The organism is Limnohabitans sp. (assembly GCF_023910625.1).
Lineage (GTDB): Bacteria > Pseudomonadota > Gammaproteobacteria > Burkholderiales > Burkholderiaceae_C > Limnohabitans_A.
Genome location: NZ_JAAVVW010000002.1, coordinates 42,031 through 58,154, shown reverse-complemented (window position 1 = coordinate 58,154; position 16,124 = coordinate 42,031). Strand labels below are relative to the sequence as shown.

The 16,124-nt window shown below is 53.9% G+C and carries 12 protein-coding genes; 9 read left to right on the top strand and 3 right to left on the bottom strand.

The genetic code is table 11. The features are described from left to right. Window positions 1-97 precede the first annotated feature (97 nt). Window positions 98-5,038: an N-6 DNA methylase gene (locus tag HEQ17_RS00360; protein ID WP_296290733.1), complete on the top strand. Its 4,941-nt coding sequence runs from the start codon at window positions 98-100 to the stop codon at window positions 5,036-5,038. 113 nt (window positions 5,039-5,151) lie between these two features. Here the strand turns inward: HEQ17_RS00360 and HEQ17_RS00355 are convergent, their stop codons facing one another. Next, window positions 5,152-5,307 carry a hypothetical protein gene (locus HEQ17_RS00355; RefSeq protein WP_296290732.1) on the bottom strand — a complete coding sequence of 52 codons (156 nt, stop codon included), beginning with the start codon at window positions 5,305-5,307 and terminating at the stop codon, window positions 5,152-5,154. A 406-nt stretch (window positions 5,308-5,713) separates the two neighbouring features. On the opposite strand from HEQ17_RS00355, the gene HEQ17_RS00350 reads away from it, so the two are divergent. From HEQ17_RS00350 to HEQ17_RS00335, 4 genes are all read left to right on the top strand, one after another. Further along, on the top strand, window positions 5,714-6,775 hold the full coding sequence (locus HEQ17_RS00350) for a phosphoadenosine phosphosulfate reductase family protein (protein ID WP_296290731.1): 1,062 nt from the start codon (window positions 5,714-5,716) through the stop codon (window positions 6,773-6,775). A gap of 132 nt (window positions 6,776-6,907) precedes the next feature. Continuing rightward, on the top strand, window positions 6,908-7,216 hold the full coding sequence (locus tag HEQ17_RS00345) for a hypothetical protein (RefSeq protein WP_296290730.1): 309 nt from the start codon (window positions 6,908-6,910) through the stop codon (window positions 7,214-7,216). Beyond that, entirely contained in the window at window positions 7,216-7,524 is a 309-nt protein-coding gene (locus HEQ17_RS00340) for a hypothetical protein (protein WP_296290729.1), read from the top strand. Before HEQ17_RS00345 ends, HEQ17_RS00340 begins: the two co-directional genes overlap by 1 nt. After that, window positions 7,517-7,999: a thermonuclease family protein gene (locus HEQ17_RS00335; RefSeq protein ID WP_296290728.1), complete on the top strand. Its 483-nt coding sequence runs from the start codon at window positions 7,517-7,519 to the stop codon at window positions 7,997-7,999. Before HEQ17_RS00340 ends, HEQ17_RS00335 begins: the two co-directional genes overlap by 8 nt. Before the next feature lie 74 nt (window positions 8,000-8,073). Here HEQ17_RS00335 and HEQ17_RS00330 read toward each other — a convergent pair whose 3' ends face one another. Continuing rightward, window positions 8,074-9,705, bottom strand: coding sequence for a helicase-related protein (locus HEQ17_RS00330; RefSeq protein WP_296290727.1), 1,632 nt, complete (start codon window positions 9,703-9,705; stop codon window positions 8,074-8,076). Window positions 9,706-10,241: 536 nt separating this feature from the next. On the opposite strand from HEQ17_RS00330, the gene HEQ17_RS00325 reads away from it, so the two are divergent. Further along, entirely contained in the window at window positions 10,242-11,759 is a 1,518-nt protein-coding gene (locus HEQ17_RS00325; protein WP_296290726.1) for a hypothetical protein, read from the top strand. A 60-nt stretch (window positions 11,760-11,819) separates the two neighbouring features. Here the strand turns inward: HEQ17_RS00325 and HEQ17_RS00320 are convergent, their stop codons facing one another. Then, on the bottom strand, window positions 11,820-12,359 hold the full coding sequence (locus HEQ17_RS00320; RefSeq protein ID WP_296290725.1) for a nucleoside monophosphate kinase: 540 nt from the start codon (window positions 12,357-12,359) through the stop codon (window positions 11,820-11,822). Between the two features lie 225 nt (window positions 12,360-12,584). Here HEQ17_RS00320 and HEQ17_RS00315 point away from each other — a divergent pair, with 225 nt between their 5' ends. The 3 genes from HEQ17_RS00315 (at window position 12,585) to HEQ17_RS00305 (ending at window position 16,082) form a co-directional block, all read left to right on the top strand. Beyond that, complete coding sequence (locus HEQ17_RS00315; protein ID WP_296290724.1) at window positions 12,585-13,013, top strand: hypothetical protein; 429 nt, start codon at window positions 12,585-12,587, stop codon at window positions 13,011-13,013. A gap of 240 nt (window positions 13,014-13,253) precedes the next feature. After that, a complete protein-coding gene (locus HEQ17_RS00310) occupies window positions 13,254-14,129 on the top strand; it encodes a hypothetical protein (protein ID WP_296290723.1) in 876 nt (291 codons plus the stop codon). A 90-nt stretch (window positions 14,130-14,219) separates the two neighbouring features. Further along, window positions 14,220-16,082 (top strand): ATP-dependent helicase, encoded by a 1,863-nt coding sequence (locus HEQ17_RS00305; protein WP_296290722.1) that lies wholly within the window; start codon window positions 14,220-14,222, stop codon window positions 16,080-16,082. The last annotated feature ends 42 nt before the right edge of the window (window positions 16,083-16,124 follow it).

The following is a 16,124-nucleotide window of genomic DNA, read 5'->3' as shown; positions in this document are numbered from 1 at the left end:
TTTTCTTTTGGCCCTGCTACATACGGCGTCAAAAGAAAGCCTCTCGGCTTTTTCCTTTCATTAACCCCTTCCCGATTGGGAAACGAAAGGCAAACCAATGCTGCAACTGAGCATTTTCGATTTCTTCGACGCCGCGCAAGTGGCCGAAGTACCCGTTGAGGTCGCACCGGCAACAGCAGTTGCCAACTCGATCTCCAAAGCGTTCGCACCTGTGGCGAAGTCTTCGTACTTCCGCATGAGCGACGACATCTTGGACCCACTGAGCGGTCCAGCCGCCAAAGTTCGAGCCAACATGGCTGCGATCGAAACGGCGATCTCTCTGCGCGGATCAAGCAAGCCCGCCACCGAAGAGCAGCGCCGCACCATGGCAGCCTTCACGGGCTGGGGTGGTCTCTCCGAGGTATTTGCCAAAAACTCTGAGTACGCCCAGGCGAGCAGTCGCTTGGCCGAACTCTTGAGCCCAAGCGAATACGCTCAGGCGCAAGACTCGGTCCTGACGGCCTACTACACAGAGCCCGAAGTGATTCGGGCCATGTGGCAGATGGTGCGCAGCGCTGGCTTTGCCGGCGGTGCAGTCATCGAGCCCTCGTGTGGTAACGGTCATTTCGTCGGGTGCATGCCCGACGATCTGCGTGAAGCGTCGCACATCCACATGGTGGAAATCGACCCGTTGACCGCGACAATGGCCGTCGAGATCTATGCCGATGATCGCACCATGGTGCGCAACTGCGGTATCGAAGATACGTCCTACGTGGGCTGCTTTGATCTCGTGATCGGCAACATCCCGTTCGGCAACTACCGAGTGAGCGACCGTCGCTTGGACCGTTTGAAGCTCAACATCCACGAATACTTCGTGGCCAAATCGCTCGACATGGTTCGCCCTGGCGGCCTGGTGGCGCTCATCACTACCGCCTCGATGATGGACAAGGCAGACTCTTCGATCAAGCGGTTAATGCTGCAAAAGTCGAACATCCTGTCCATCGTGCGCCTGCCCTCCGGTGCGTTCAAGCGACTGGGAGGCACCGACGTCTTAACGGACATCGTGCTTCTTCAAAAGCGAAGCGCAATTCTTGAAGACGAGTTGGTAGTTGATTTGCCCGTGTTCTCCATTTGCCAAGCCAAGCAAGCCCCAGGGCAGCTGTGCTGCAGCAAAGAGTTCATGAACTGGCAGAGACCGAAAATCAACGCGTACTTCGCAGATCGGCCCGAGCAGGTCTTGGGCAAATTGGTGAGGGTTTCTGGCCGATTCGGCTCCGGCATCGGCGTCTCGGCCGATGATTGCTGGCAACAGCGTCTTGGAGAGATCGCCCACGGCATCCCAAAGGTCTTCGATCCGGCGCAAAACATTGGTGAGAACCAATCGACGGCAAGCCGAGTCAAAGATCCCGCCGGCACCAAGAGCTTCGTGGCCCAGGGCTTCTTCTTTGCTGATGACGGCCGCCTCATGCGGGTGACCCACACCAACACAGTCGAAAGTCAAGACCACCTGCCGGGTGCATCGATCTTGCGCATTGAGGGTATGACCCGCATCCGCGACTGTGTGCTTCGGCTCATGGAAGCCGACGCTGGCCAAAAATCACATGCGCAGGAAATTCGCGCAGAGCTCAACGCGTTGTACGACGGTTTTGTGAGTCGTTATGGCTACTTGCTCAGCCCGGTGAACCGCCGGCTCTACAGGTCAGATTCCCATGCACCGCTTTTGTGGTCGCTTGAGTTCTGGGACGATGAGTCGGAACAGGCCAAAAAAGCCGACATCTTCACTGGAAGTACGGTCTCGGTGGCCACTCTTCCCGAAAAGGTAGAAAGCATCGACGACGCCATCGCATTGTCATACAACAAGTATGGCCGTCTTGAGGTGTCCACGATCGCAGTGGCATTGGACTGCTCCGAAGATGATGTGGTCGCGCAGCTGCTTGAGAACAAACGCGTTTTCCTGGACCCCCTTACGGGGCAGTGGGTGGACTCGTTGGACTACTTGAGCGGTAACGTCCGGCTAAAACTTCAACTGGCCAAAGACGCTGCGGTGAATAACCAAAGCTTCGAGGCCAACGTGAAGGCGCTTGACGCCGTGCAACCCCCTTGGATCAGCCTTTCGCAGGTTGCAATCCGTTTGGGTGTGCCGTGGATGCCTGCCAATGTCATCGAAATGTGGCTTAAAGACACTCTACGTCTTGGCGAAGGTAATCTTGAACACACCACTGCCTCTGTCAACCACGTGCCCGAAACCGCCTCTTGGACGGTCGAGTGCAACATGGAAAAAGCGGCGATCTTCAAGTCAGAGTGGGGAACTGCCCGCAAGGGATTCTGGGACCTGCTGCGCTTGATGCTCAACCAACAGACGCCCGAGGTGTACGACGAAATTGAGTTGCCCGACAACAAAACCAAGCGTGTCATCAACCGTGATGAGACCTTGGCCGCCCAAGCCAAAGCAGAGGCCATCGGCCAAAGTTTTGAAAAGTGGCTAGTTGAGCAAGACACCGTGCGCCATTCATTGGAGTGCGACTACAACCTGCGCTACAACGGTACAGTCAATCGAACCTACGACGGCTCTCACATGATGATCCCTGGGCTCAACCCCATGATCAAATTGCGGGACGCTCAGAAGGACTCTATCTGGCGTGGAATCGTCAGCGGCAACACGCTCTATGCGTTGGCTGTTGGCGGTGGCAAAACGCTCATTCAGATCTGTGTTGCACAGGAAAGCAAGCGGCTCGGGATTGCCAACAAACCCGTTCTGGTGGTTCCCAACCACATGCTTGAAGCCTTCGCCGGCGAATACCTGCGTGCGTTCCCACGTGCAAAGGTGCTGGCAGCGTCAAAGGATGACTTCGAAGGTGAGGGTCGCAAGACCCTGCTCATGCGTGCTGCTACAGGTAACTGGGACTGCATCATCGTGACGCACTCCACCTTCGGGCGAATCGGATTGGGACAGCAAACCATCAAATCGCATGCGAACACGATCAAAGAGCGTGCCCGTGAGGCTGTGTTGGGTATTTCGGACAGAAACCTTGTTCGCGAGGCATCCAGGGCGGCCAAAGCCGTGGAAACAAAGCTTGAATCTCTAATGGGTGTTGACCGCGACAGCGGAATTCTGCCTTTCGAGGATCTGGGAATCGACATGATCTTGGTAGACGAGGCCGACTTGTTCAAAAACTTGTTCTTCTTCACCAAGAAAAAGCGCATTCCCGGCATTGCAAGCGCGTTCTCGTCTCGCGCACTGGATCTGTTCATCAAGAGCAGGGTGGTGTTTGAGCGACGCGGTGACAGCAGTCGTGGCTTGATGTTCTCAACGGCCACGCCGATCAGCAACTCCATCGCTGAGATGTTCATCATGCAGACGTACCTTCAAGAAGATCGCCTGCGCGAGTTGGACATCGACAACTTCGATGCTTGGTCGGCTAACTTTGCGCGTGAGGTCACTTGCGTCGAGGTCAAGCCCGAAGGGTCTGGTTACCGGCTTCACACCCGGTTTGCCCGCTTTGTCAACGTCCCGGAACTCATGCTGGTCTTTCGCGAGATCGCCGAGATTCGGACGAAGAAAATGCTGGCTTTGCCTGAACCCAAGCTCTACGGTGGCGGCCATGAAGTGGTCGTTGTCCAGCCGAGTCAGGCTCAGAAGGACTACGTGCAAGAGCTCGTGAAGCGAGCCGAGGATATCCGATCGGGAGAAGTTACACCTGATGAGGACAACATGTTGTGCGTGACAGGTGACGGCCGCAAAGCTGCCCTGGACATGCGCTGTGTCAATCCCAATGCGAAAAACGATCCAACAAGCAAGGTCAACGTCTGTGCCGATAAGGTGTTTGAGATCTGGGAACGGACGAAGGAACAGCGGCTCACGCAGCTGGTCTTTTGCGATCTCAGTGTGCCCAATAAGTCGGGGTTTTCCGTCTATCAGCACCTCAAAGATTTCCTGATTGCAAAAGGCATTCCCGAACAGGAAATTGCCTTCGCGCAAGACTGGGACACCGACTCGAAAAAGGCCAAATTGCACCGCCTGGTGCGTTCAGGCCAAATTCGCGTGCTCATTGGCTCAACCGAGTTGATGGGGTTCGGCACCAACGTGCAAGACCGCCTGGTCGCCAAACATGACTTGGACGCCCCATGGCGCCCTCGTGATGTTGAACAGCGCGATGGACGGATCATTCGCCAAGGCAACATGAATGAAGTTGTTCACATCTTCAGGTACGTCACGGAGCAAACCTTCGACGCGTACATGTGGCAGACGCTCGAGCGCAAGGCCTCGTTCATCGCGCAAGTGATGGAAAACGACGGTCAAGCCCGAAGCGTGGAAGACGTGACAAGCCAGTCTTTGTCATTTGCTGAAGTGAAAGCTTTGGCATCGGGTAACCCAATCGTGATCGAGAAGGCTGCGGTGGACGCTGAGGTCGCCAAACTCATGGCGATCAAAGATGTGCACGAAGCTGATGCCTTACGCCACAAGCGAAGGGCCACTCAGGCGTTGGATGACGTCACGTACTACGACAAAACCGCAAAAAAACTGGAGACCCTGCTGAGCAATGCACGATGGGATGTCAGCTCTGTCAATGTGCGAGGCATTAAACATGCGTCCGCTCAAAAGGCCAGCGAAGCTTTGATGGATGCCAACAAGCATGCTTCAGAGGTGATGAAAATGGAGAAAAACCGTTCTTCGGTCAATGAGGTGGCCATGTTTGAGTCGGGTAATCTGATCGCAAGCATGCGGATCACTTTCTTCGCTAAAGAGCTTCAAGTTCGGATCGCGGATATGCCGGAGACAGGTTTTTTCGTGGTCAGCGACATGCCTTACGGGGCTGAGCGCATCGAAAAATGGCTTGTTGATGGTGGGCCCCTACCAGAACTTGCCAAGCGAATCCAAGAACTGAAAAGCATCATCGCCAAGCTGAACATTGAAGCAGCAAACTTTTCTTCGGCCTCTGAACGTGTTTTCGAACATGCTCAAAAGCTCAGTCAAGCGTTGCAGCGTCAAGCTGAAATCGATGAAGCACTGGAAATCGATGCCGATGATAAATCGGCCCTGGCCTTGAGCCAGGATTAAACAGCCCCCCGTCCACCGCATATTTGCGATGGGTCGGGGGCTTTTTTTTGAATTGTTGATTTTTACGAACTGCATTCAATCACCCAAAAATCTTCTGGCAGTATCCAATCAATTCAGGTGAATGAGGCTTTCTGCGTTTTTTTCGCAGCGAGACCAATTACGCAATTGCGGAAGAATTCACCAACCCCCATGAACTCAAAAATCAGTAACCAGTCACGACTTGAGGTGTTGGACTTGCCGCCTGACTTCGCAACGGCATGGACCAACATGGGTGATTTTCGTCCTGGTGATGCATCAGCCCTCGTTGTTGAAGTGAACCTGCGCCGGGACATCAATCGCGGGCATGCGGATTGGAGACTTCCTTCTTTCGAGGAATTAACGTCATTGGTCGGTAGCCCCCAAGCTCAAAAGCAGGGTTGGTACTGGTCCAAGTGTGTAACGGCGCCTTGTTCCAAGTTTTGCTACGTCGTCTCATTTCCAGATGGCCACCGGAGCATCAATCTGCGTCACACAAAGCAATCGGTTGTTCTTGTTCGCTCTGCGCAATAGGCTCTGAGCTTCTAAAAATCACCTTCCTGAGGTTTGTGAAGTCTTTCTTTTGCCGCTACGTGGCCGTAACAGAAAGCCCACCGGCTTAGCCCTTTCAAAACGCCTGCATTGGCAAGAAAGGACTCCATGGAAAAATTGTTTTACAAATCAGAAACCGGACCTGCGAACCAACTAAGCCTTTTCTGCGATGAAGCCAACTCAAGCATTTTGGGTGGCGCAACTCCAGATCTATCGTCATACGCCCGCTTCATCGTTTTTTTCTCTGGCGGCAAAGACTCATTGGCCTGCGTTCTTCACCTTCTGGATGAGGGCGTATCAGCAGATCGCATAGAGCTACACCATCATCTGGTGGATGGTCGCGAGGGGTCTGATCTTATGGACTGGCCGGTTACGGACGCATACTGCGCCGCCATTGCAAGTGCCCTGGGGTGCTCGTACCGCACAAGCTGGCGAGAAGGCGGCTTCGAGCGCGAGATGACTCGTGACAGTCAAGCAACTGCGCCTGTGTGGATTCCCTCAGAAGATGGAACTTCACATATTGGTTTGGGTGGAGACGGTCCATTGGGAACTAGGAATAAATTTCCCCAGGTGAGCGCAAATTTGGCTGTCCGTTGGTGTAGCAGCGCCTTGAAAATCGACGTTGGTGCACGCTACCTGGCTAACCATACCGTGTTCAACCACGGGAAAACATTGGTTATCACCGGAGAGCGAGCTCAAGAAAGCAGTGCGCGGGCAAAGTACCTGTCATTTGAGCCACATCGAAGTGATTTACGCCATGGCAAACGCTACCAGCGCCACATCGACCATTGGAGGCCAATTCATCAGTGGGATGAAACAAAGGTCTGGGAAATCATTGAGCGCTACAAGATCCTTCCGCATCCGGCCTACTACTTAGGCTGGGGCAGAACCTCTTGTCGCCAATGCATCTTTGGTAGTCCCAACCAATGGGCAACAGTCAGGCAGGTGGCGCCTGACGCCTTCAAGGCAATTGCTGATTACGAGCGAACCTTCAAGGTCACGATCCATCGAAGCGAAACAGTGATGCAACGTGCCCAAAAGGGGGTGCCTTATGTCACGAACACTTACTGGGTCGAAATCGCAAACTCAAAGGTTTTGAGCATATCTGTTCGCATGACGGAATGGGTGATGCCGCTGGGCGCTCACGGCGAATCCTGCGGCCCAACTTAAAAACCTCCAACACCGCCCCGCAGCACTCGCTGGGGGCGGAGCGTTGGCTTCGGATTGCCTGCGTGGCAACCCAAAGTCAATGCCGCCCCAGGCACTGACCCCCTCCTTTTCAACCTCATTTGAAGGAGTTCCATGTCAAATAATTTTCACAAACGTCGCTTCTCGGCTTCAATTGTCCGTGAACGTCTGAAACAGACCATCGCAGCAAATTGCCGGTCTAAGAATTCCGTCCGTTTGATGGGTATGAAGACGCTGGCCACGGCCGTAGGCGTCTACACCAACCCGAAAACGGTGGAAGGGGACTTGTGGGCTTATGTCGAACAAGTCCAAACGCCTACGCTGATCCAGGACCTCTATGCCTGGTGTCGATCTGTCAGCAAAGAAGAAGTCATCCCCGGCTTGCCCGAATCCCTTCCTCAATTCCAACTGGAGCTTGTGTAATGCGAGTCACTTTCGAAAAACCATCTGCTGCTGGTTCGCATCTGCGAATCCAAAACGACGTGACTCCTGTGGTTGCCGACATGGTGGCTTGGGCCATCATGAGTCATCCAGATCAGGTGCAAACGCTGGTCGATGCTTATTTGACGGCCAAGGCCATTGAAGAGGGCACACGAAAGCACGTCAGGCTGACCCGACCCTCGATCCAAACAGGCAAAATCGTCAATGACGAAGACGCTCTGGACGGATTGATCGCGGGAATCATCATTAAAAAAGCGGTCATCCACATGGGAGCTGAAAAAAATGCTTAAAAATCAATTTCAATCGTTCATCCTGCTGGCGCTGGTCGCGTTTTCTTTTTCAGCGCATTCGTCAATGACGGTGGGTCGAGTTGTCGGTGTTTCCGACGGTGACACCATCACCGTTTTGACCAAAGGGAACGAGCGCCTGCGCGTTCGACTTGCTGAAATCGATGCGCCCGAGTCTTCACAGGCCTTTGGTGCGAAGTCAAAGCAAGCTTTGTCTGAAGTGTGTTTTGGCAAGGAAGCAACCATCTCTACCGCCAATAAAGACCAGTACGGTCGAATTGTCAGTCGAGTGGTTTGCTCTGGAGTTGACGCACAACAGCACATGGTCGGCAATGGACTTGCATGGGTCTATGCCCGTTATGCAACCGACAAGGAACTCCTGTCGCTTGAGCCGATCGTCAGGGCATCAAGGATCGGACTGTGGAGCGATCCGCAGCCTGTTCCGCCCTGGGAGTTCAGGCGTTCCAAGCGGCAGTGAAATTTGCTCCACTCAAGCCCCCGTAAATGGGGGCTTTCTACTGGCTTACCTGCTTGCAGGGGCCAGCAGAAAGCTCACCTCGGCAAAAAGTCTTCTGGCTCCAAACGATTAAGCTTGAACAGCGTCGTCGAGTCACCCACTTGAGCATCCCCTAAAAGCTCGCCGAAGCCGCGAAGCTCCAAGTCGCGCTGTGCCAAGGAAAACCCGTCAGCGTGCTGTGCGACAGCATCGAGTCGCTTTCTGGTTGGCGCCTTGATCTTTGACGGGGCCGCCATCACAAAGTCGCCCATACCGCCATTTCGCACCAAGCGTCCGCGCAGCTGGTGAAGCTGAGAAACGCCAAACCGATCTGCGCCAAGGACCACCATCAGGCCGATATCAGGCACATCGACGCCCACTTCAATGGCCGTAGAAGCGACAACGATTGGGCATGTGCCTTCCCGAAAGGATTCAAGCGCCCGTATTTTCTCGGCCGGCTTGAGCTTGCCGTGAAGCATGGCTACCTTGCCAGGAAAGTGAGCACCAAGGGCCTCGGCCTTTTTGATGACACCGTCCCCCTTGCCGGCCACACTGGGATAGAGGAAGACGACTTTCCGGCCGGCACCCAAATGATCCATCACCATTTTTGAGATCGTTGCCCTGTCATCCTGATTAACCACGTGGCTATGGATGGTCTTGGCCACCGGTGAATGCTTGATCACCGCATAGGTCCAGCCGTCGTAGAGAGCCAATGCCAAAGTCCTCGGGATTGGTGTGGCACTGGCCTCAATGACGTGCGTGTTGAGCCCCAGAAGTGCGCCACGCTGATCCACCGAAAGTTTGTGCTGCTCATCGACAACAAGGGCTTCAAGGCAGGGCAGTTCACGCGTCAGCAGTGCTTGGGTGCCGATAAACATCGAGGACGCAGCCATTTGCTCCTGTTTCGCATCCACTGCGGGGTCACCGCTCACGATGCATGGAAAAAGATCAGGGAATCGCTTTGCTGCGTTGGCATAAATCTGCCTGGCCACCAAGTCACTGGGTACCAAGACGGCAACCTTTCCACCGCTGGCCCGCGCAATTGCAGCAAGGGCAGTGAGAAACACCAAGGTCTTACCTGAGCCCACGTCGCCATTGAGCAGGATGTGCGCCGGCCTGTTTGAATTGCAGGCCTTTCGAATGACGTTCAGGGCGCTGCGTTGCGACTCACTGAGCGTTTCGGGCTGCTCGGCCACAACCTTGATCAACGCATCGTCCAGGTTGTAAGGGGTCGCGAGTTGAATTCGGCTCGGTCTTGCCGCAGCTTTAACTTCGTTGATGCAGCATTCTTTAGCGACACGCAGAGCAAGGTCGGCCAATGCAAGGCTCTGGGGTGCATGCAGACCTTGAAGCAAGGGCAGGGGAGTGATGCCGTGACGCCCAAGCACCTCCATGGCCGGCTGGCTGGAATGAATTGCGTTGGCCGCAGCGTTGAGCGCATCGCCTAACTTGAGGGCAGATTGGACAGCAGATTCAACTACTTCGCCAGAGACCAAGCCTTGCGCACCCACATAGACGGGATCAATGCGGCCTGTGATGCGTGAAAGCGAGGGGGACCGTAAAAAAGTCTGACGCCCATTGCCGTCTACCGTGGCTTGGATGACCACCGACTTGCCTATCAAGTCAATCACTTCATCGGGATCGCTCCCGTAAAAGCGCGTGTACACCGTCTCGTCTTCAAATGCCAATTGGGCCTTGATGTACGCAGGGTATGGGCTTCTCGTCACCTGGTCTGCGCGGTCGTACCCAACCGCCGACACAAGTCTCGCTCGCAACAAGCACGCCCGGCCACGAGTTGCCCGGTTCAGCGCACCGTAAGCCCCCCGGCGGTCAACGTGGCCTTTGGGCAGGCACAACAGAACCTGCCAAGGTTCATGGCAACCGATTGATGCGAGTTTCGAAGAGTCATTCACATCCAAACAGTACCGCTCAATTAAGTGAATGCAAGTTTTGAATGACCGCGAATATCAATCCTCATTCAGTTCCCATTATTTAGCGATTAACCATATTCTCAATTGAGCGTCTTCATTGGCGTGCTCACGATGTCGGTTGCAGGTTTGCGGGTGGTGCCGCGGTGTTTCTTTCATAAGTTCGTGAGCACACCAATGGGGTCATTTTGAGAGCCCTCTGATCTTCCAAATTCCGTTCGTATGGAAAGTGAAGATCGCCAGTCATGTCGACTGGTGATAACCCAAAGACGGGTTGCCGTCTATTGGAGTGAAAAATGAGCAATTTCTTCGACGAGCGCTTGAAACAGCGCGGCCAGTTGCAATCTTTCTCCGTGGGTCGCAAGATTCGCGTGGGCACCAAATCAGTGTCCAAAAGAGCGAGAGAGGCGGGCCAAGCCAATCCAGCCATCGCAGCCATCCTTAAAAAGGTGGACGCTGGGCAAGTCAGCTTCAAAGAGGCTGAAAAGCAACTGGATCAACTCGGTTGCAAAAACCCCTTTTACCCACGTAACACGGAAGAGTTTCACGCTCATCCCTGGGACATGGGTGTCGGCAGTGCGGCCATCACCGAGCAACTGCTTTCGCTCTACGGCGAGATGCGGGAAGGAGACACCAAGCCGAAGCTTTACCGCTTTCCGGTCGTGTTCCCCGAGGTTGGCGGCAAAATCGACTCCCTTATCAAAGGGGGCTTGTCGGTTCAAGGCGGTGGTCCCAACACCATCCGCTATTGGAGCGATTACGACGACAGCGGAGCAAGGGTCTGCAAGCATTTGCCACCAGTGGTCGCACATGACAAAGCGCAGCGCGACAACAAAAAGCCTTTGCGCAAGCCAGAAAGACAGCCTGTCATTCGCGGGTTGTGTGACACGGCCACTTGCATGGAATATGCGTCTGGCGTTTGCAGGTTCAACGGTACTGTGAATTTCTACATTCACGGCATCGCTGGCGCTGGAGTTTTCCAGCTGGCAACAGGGAGCACCCAGGCGGCCACCGACATCTACCTGCGACTGTCCGAAGCAATTCGGGCAACCAACGGGCAGCTGACAAACTATGACCAAAAAGGCCGTCCATTGTTTTGGCTTACCAAAGTGAAGGTCCAGCGGCCCTACTTTGACGCCGAAAGCAACGCCAAGGTGTCTGAGCAGTGGGTGCCTGATTTGGAGATGCAGATCGAGATGCCGAAGGTTTTGTGGCTGCGTCAAACGGGTGCATTGCCCGAACTTGCCGCTCCAAAATCTCCGATCATCGATGCATTGCCTGTATCAGCGGCCCCTTCAGCATGGGTTCAGAGTGCCGATATGTCCACCGGAGAAATCTTGGTTGATCACAACAGCGCAAACAGCCCCAAACCTGAAGCGAATCAAAACATTCAGCCCGGTCATTCCGTGCCATCAAGCACCCCGCAAGGGGTTCCCAGTGGCGCCATGAAAAACCAGGATGATGTTGCAGCCATGAAGGGACACGCAGCCGATTACGGATATGCCGATGATTTGGCGATTTGGATTGGTGGGCGATTCAATGGCGACGAGAAGCTTGCATCAGAGACATGGAGTCAATTGGTCCCTCGCTTTGGCGAAAAGACCAAAGACTACGTGGGCATCTTGGCTTTTTGCTGCAGCAACAACATTGACGGGGGACTCGTTCTCAAGTATTTCCGCACCATTTTCGGCCCCATGGGCTCAGGCGCGAAGATTCTTGAAATGCGAAATCGCCTGGAGCAAATTTGTGAAGATGGAATCGCCGTGGCCATTCAGGTCATGGAAGATGCATCGAGCAATGCGCCAGGTCATTGACCCAGCAACAGAAAAGCCCCCGAAAGGGGGCTTTTTTTTGGCCAAAATTTGGCGAAACGCTCAAACAAATGCAAGCAATTGTCTGATGACGGCCTGAGGATCAACTTTGGCGTCAATCGTCTGAATTTCCCCGGCCCCTTCGCTCAACAGGGCGGGCAAGCTGGCATCCCTCAATGATTGGCCACCCTGCACCCATTTGCGCGGGCCATGCTCGCTACGGTTCGTCAAACGGGCTTCTCGCACATCATCCGGCACGTCGAAATTGATGACCGTGCTGCCGGCCGGAAGTAGCTTCAAGTGATCAGGTTCGGCCGGAAATCCATCCACTGAGATCGGCTGGCGCTGCCGCATGTCATGAATGCTTCTGAGCAACGCATCGACCAGATGGTGCCCAAGAGGCTGATTGGGTTTCTGTGCAACAAGTAGGCACATGAGGCGCAACGAGAAGTCTCCCGCAGTTTTTCGCTGTCTAGCCAGCCTCCCCAGGTCACCAAGGCTCATGTGCTTGAAGCCATGGTGAGCCTCCAGAGATCGTCCAGCGGTTGTCTTGCCACTGCCATGAGGGCCTATGAAAAAGAGGACAGGATGTTTGCTTGCCATGGTCAGTGAAGGGGGAGGTTGGGAGTGACAGAAGATGGGCCAAGCGCAGCTGCCGTTTTCAGCTCGCCTTGTATGCGGTCCAGATCGGCACGAATTTTTGGTATGCCGTGTTCTGACTCGAGCGTGTGGATCACGAATTGAAGCATCGCTGCCGCTTGATGCACCGGTGTGGGAGCAGGATTTTTTAGTGGGTGAAGGTATCGAGGGCTGAGCATATTTGTCCTTGTGATGAAAATCTTGCCACCAGGATGGTTCGGTTCAAGTTTCATCTTCGATGACCGCACCAAAGTTGTCGAAATGAATACGATCGAATTTATGGTGTCTTTTGACCGCCCAAATTTGGGCGGTCCACAAGGGAATTTGGCCGTTGACATCCTCCCGGCCCAGAAGAAACTGGGCATGTCGCGCAATTTGGTCAAGAAGACCATGAGGCAACATGGATGGCACTCCATGCTTCGCAAAGTTAGCCACCTACAACGTCGGTGTTCTACCGGCACTGGCGGCACTCAATTGCCGCTAATTTCGGCAGGGGGAATTGGCCTGGTCGATTGGAGAATGCCGTTTCGTGAGAGGCCTTCGCCAACCGAGGTCACTGTTGGAAAGCCATGGCTAGAAAATCCAACGACCTTTAAACCCAGGGGAGTTAAATATTAAAAATAATTTCAAATTTTATTTAAATAAGTTTTGAATACAGCAAGATAAATATAAATAATATAAATACAAAATACAATAATACATATATTTATTTTAAACTTTTTATATTTTGATCTATGTTTGATGATGTTTTATTTTGAATGCTTGCGTTTTTCTAATGTTATTTGTGATTTTTGATTGTCTTGAAACTTCAAAAATGGAAGTCCCAAAACCTTTCACTTTTGACCTGGAGAACAAGGCATGTCCGATACCACTACCGAATCCACAGAATCTTTGACAGCCGACTCGACCTCTGCAGTCGGTACGGCGTCTGCAGAAAATCCTCAAAACAAACCCAGCATTGACGCACTGAATCAGGAAGCCGATGCCGCCCTTGAAGAGGCAACCCAATACGCCAATCAGGCCCGCGACGCCGGGGATGCCGGCCCAGACGCCAAAGGTGTCGAGCGAAGAAGCCTGACGGCCGAAGAGCGCCGCGAGCTGGCACGCAAAACGGCCAAGAAGCAAAGCCAGTTGGGACTGGCCGAACTCACCAAGGTCTATAAAAGCACCATCGTGATCATGCAAAAAATTGCGGTGTCGGATACCAACATCGCAAGTTCTGCACAGCGTTTCCTGGGCCTGGTGGACCGGACCTTCTACCTGCTCAACCGTTACGGCAATCTGTATCAGACCCAGGCCGAGGTCGATAAGGTGCGTGAAATCCTGCGTGACCTCGTGGACACCTACTGCCATGAAGGCGCAGCTGCTGTTGCTCAGGCGAAGCTCCTGGCCGACGAAGCCAAATTGAAAGTCGTCGATTGGCTCGAACCCACCTACACCACCAAGACTCTGGACGTTGAATTTGGCGTCAAGTCCAGTGATACCGTGCGCCTCATCAAAGGCGTTCAGGTCTGGGACCAGGCCATTCTGGATTTCGCTGCCCTGGAGTTCAACGACACGGCATCCATCGGTCAGATCGACACGATGCGCCAGCGTGAACGCCGTCTGTTCATGGCGCTGAACATCATGTGTCTGCGCACCATCGGTGGCATCAGCAAGCGGCGCAATAGCATGGCCCAAGCCAAAGCAAAGCCATCAAAGAATGAAGGCGATGCCACTGGTGATGCTGCTTAACTCACGCTGGTAGCTGGGCAGCGGCTTCATCTACATCCCCCAATCAAACCCGGCTCGACCGGGTTTTTTCGCATCATTTTGGAGAGAAATTTGTCTTCGCCAGAAACCATCACGCAACAGATAGATTCACTCAACAGCGATCAGCGCGAGGTCGCTTTGTGCATGGGCCACTGTTTGACCATAGCGGCTCCCGGATCGGGCAAAACAAAGACGCTCGCAGTGAAAGCGGCTTACCTTCTGAGTAAGGGGAACACGGTCAGCGCAGTCACATTTACGCGTGACGCGGCCATAGAGCTGCGTGATCGAATTGTCGCCCTCTCTGGCGAAGAATCGCTTCCCCGCCTGCTGGTGGGAACATTCCACTCCATTGATCTGCTCATGGCGTTCCCAAAGCGTGTCCGTTCGGGCATGGGCAGCGAAATCCTCAGCAAAGGCTATTCCCGTCTTTCCCGCCAATGGGAGATCGTCAAAGAATCGAGTCGCCGCTCAATCGTCGCTCGGGCTATCAATGCCAGTGGACTGGATCTCGAAGTCGAAGAGGGGACTCGCATTGTCGAGGCCATTAAATCAGGACACGAAAAGCCAGAAACAGAACAACATGCGGTGCTGCATAAAACCTACGTCGACCTGCTCAAGCGTCACGGCGTCATCGACTTTCAGGACATTCTCCTCGAAACCAATAAAGCGATCAGCAATGGCGATATCAGTCCTCTCAAAACTGACTTTTTGATGATTGATGAATTCCAAGATACGGACCGCGTTCAGTTCAAATGGGCCATGCTTCATGCTGATGCTGGCAGCGTTCTCACGGCCGTCGGCGACGATGATCAATCCATCTATGGCTTCAGACGGGCCATGGGATACAGCGGGATGGTCGAATTCCAAGACCGGCTCCAGGCCACCCGCGTCGTGCTCGGGATGAACTATCGGTCACACGCCGAAGTTCTCGCCCCTTCTGCCGCGCTCATATCCATCAACGAAGACAGGATGGTCAAGGACCTGGTGTCCTTCAAAGGCCCTGGTGGTTCAGCTCAATGGGATCGTTTTGGCTCCCGTGAGGCTGAGGCAGCCGCAGTTCATGATTGGGCCAAAGAGGCGATCAACAACGGCGCAAGCGTTGGGGTTCTCGCTCGGACCAATACCTTGCTGAACAAAATCGAGGCACAGTGCATCAAGGGCTCGACACCCTACGTTCGGGCCGAAGGCGGCTCGATTTTGCAGTCGCGTGAGATGGGGGTTTTCTTGGCCGCCTTGGGCCTTCTGACGCAAGACAGCATGCTAGATGCCGATGAAGTTTTGGCCTGGTCTAAAGTCACGGAAGATGAAATCAAGGGGATTCACGCATCCTTGGGTAAGTCTGGATTCGTATACATCACCAAAAAGCAACTTGACCAGTTGGCTTTGTCCACATCTTCAAAAGCAACGATTTCGGCAATTCTACGCCGCCGTATTGACTGGCAGATATTACTCAGAACGGGTGGCATCAATTTCGTCATTGACGGCGTTCTTGGTTTTTTGAGTAGCTCCGTGGCCACTGATAAGTGGACTTTGCGTGGGCTTGAAACTGTCTCTGACGTCTTCCGCAAACCCGTAGGACACGGCAACGGCATCCAGGAGATGAGTGAACGAATGGAGCGAATTCGAAAGCTGCAAAAGGGAAACAATGAGATGGAAGGCAAATCTACGGGCGCCGTCTCACTCTTGACCGCTCATGGATCAAAGGGTTTGGAATACGATTACGTCTGGATCATCGGAGCGGAAGAGGGCACATTCCCCGATAAGTCCGCATCCACACAGGAAGAGCGACGTTTGTTCTTTGTGGCCATGACTCGTGCACGAAAGCACCTCATGGCGAGCGCTGGCGGGGCAAAGCCGTTGTCACCATTCATTGACGAAGCTGGTTTACTCCGAAGACCAGAACTGCGAGAACCGGGCGCAGAAATTGACCTCTGACAAAAACACCGGAATTGCAGGGCCGGGTTGTGGCCCTGCAAT

Coding starts and splice junctions, on each gene's coding strand:
- HEQ17_RS00360 (WP_296290733.1), top strand. CDS start 98: ATGCTGCAACTGAGCATTTTCGATTTCTTCGACGCCGCGCAAGTGGCC.
- HEQ17_RS00355 (WP_296290732.1), bottom strand. CDS start 5,307: ATGTTGGTCCATGCCGTTGCGAAGTCAGGCGGCAAGTCCAACACCTCA.
- HEQ17_RS00350 (WP_296290731.1), top strand. CDS start 5,714: ATGGAAAAATTGTTTTACAAATCAGAAACCGGACCTGCGAACCAACTA.
- HEQ17_RS00345 (WP_296290730.1), top strand. CDS start 6,908: ATGTCAAATAATTTTCACAAACGTCGCTTCTCGGCTTCAATTGTCCGT.
- HEQ17_RS00340 (WP_296290729.1), top strand. CDS start 7,216: ATGCGAGTCACTTTCGAAAAACCATCTGCTGCTGGTTCGCATCTGCGA.
- HEQ17_RS00335 (WP_296290728.1), top strand. CDS start 7,517: ATGCTTAAAAATCAATTTCAATCGTTCATCCTGCTGGCGCTGGTCGCG.
- HEQ17_RS00325 (WP_296290726.1), top strand. CDS start 10,242: ATGAGCAATTTCTTCGACGAGCGCTTGAAACAGCGCGGCCAGTTGCAA.
- HEQ17_RS00320 (WP_296290725.1), bottom strand. CDS start 12,359: ATGGCAAGCAAACATCCTGTCCTCTTTTTCATAGGCCCTCATGGCAGT.
- HEQ17_RS00310 (WP_296290723.1), top strand. CDS start 13,254: ATGTCCGATACCACTACCGAATCCACAGAATCTTTGACAGCCGACTCG.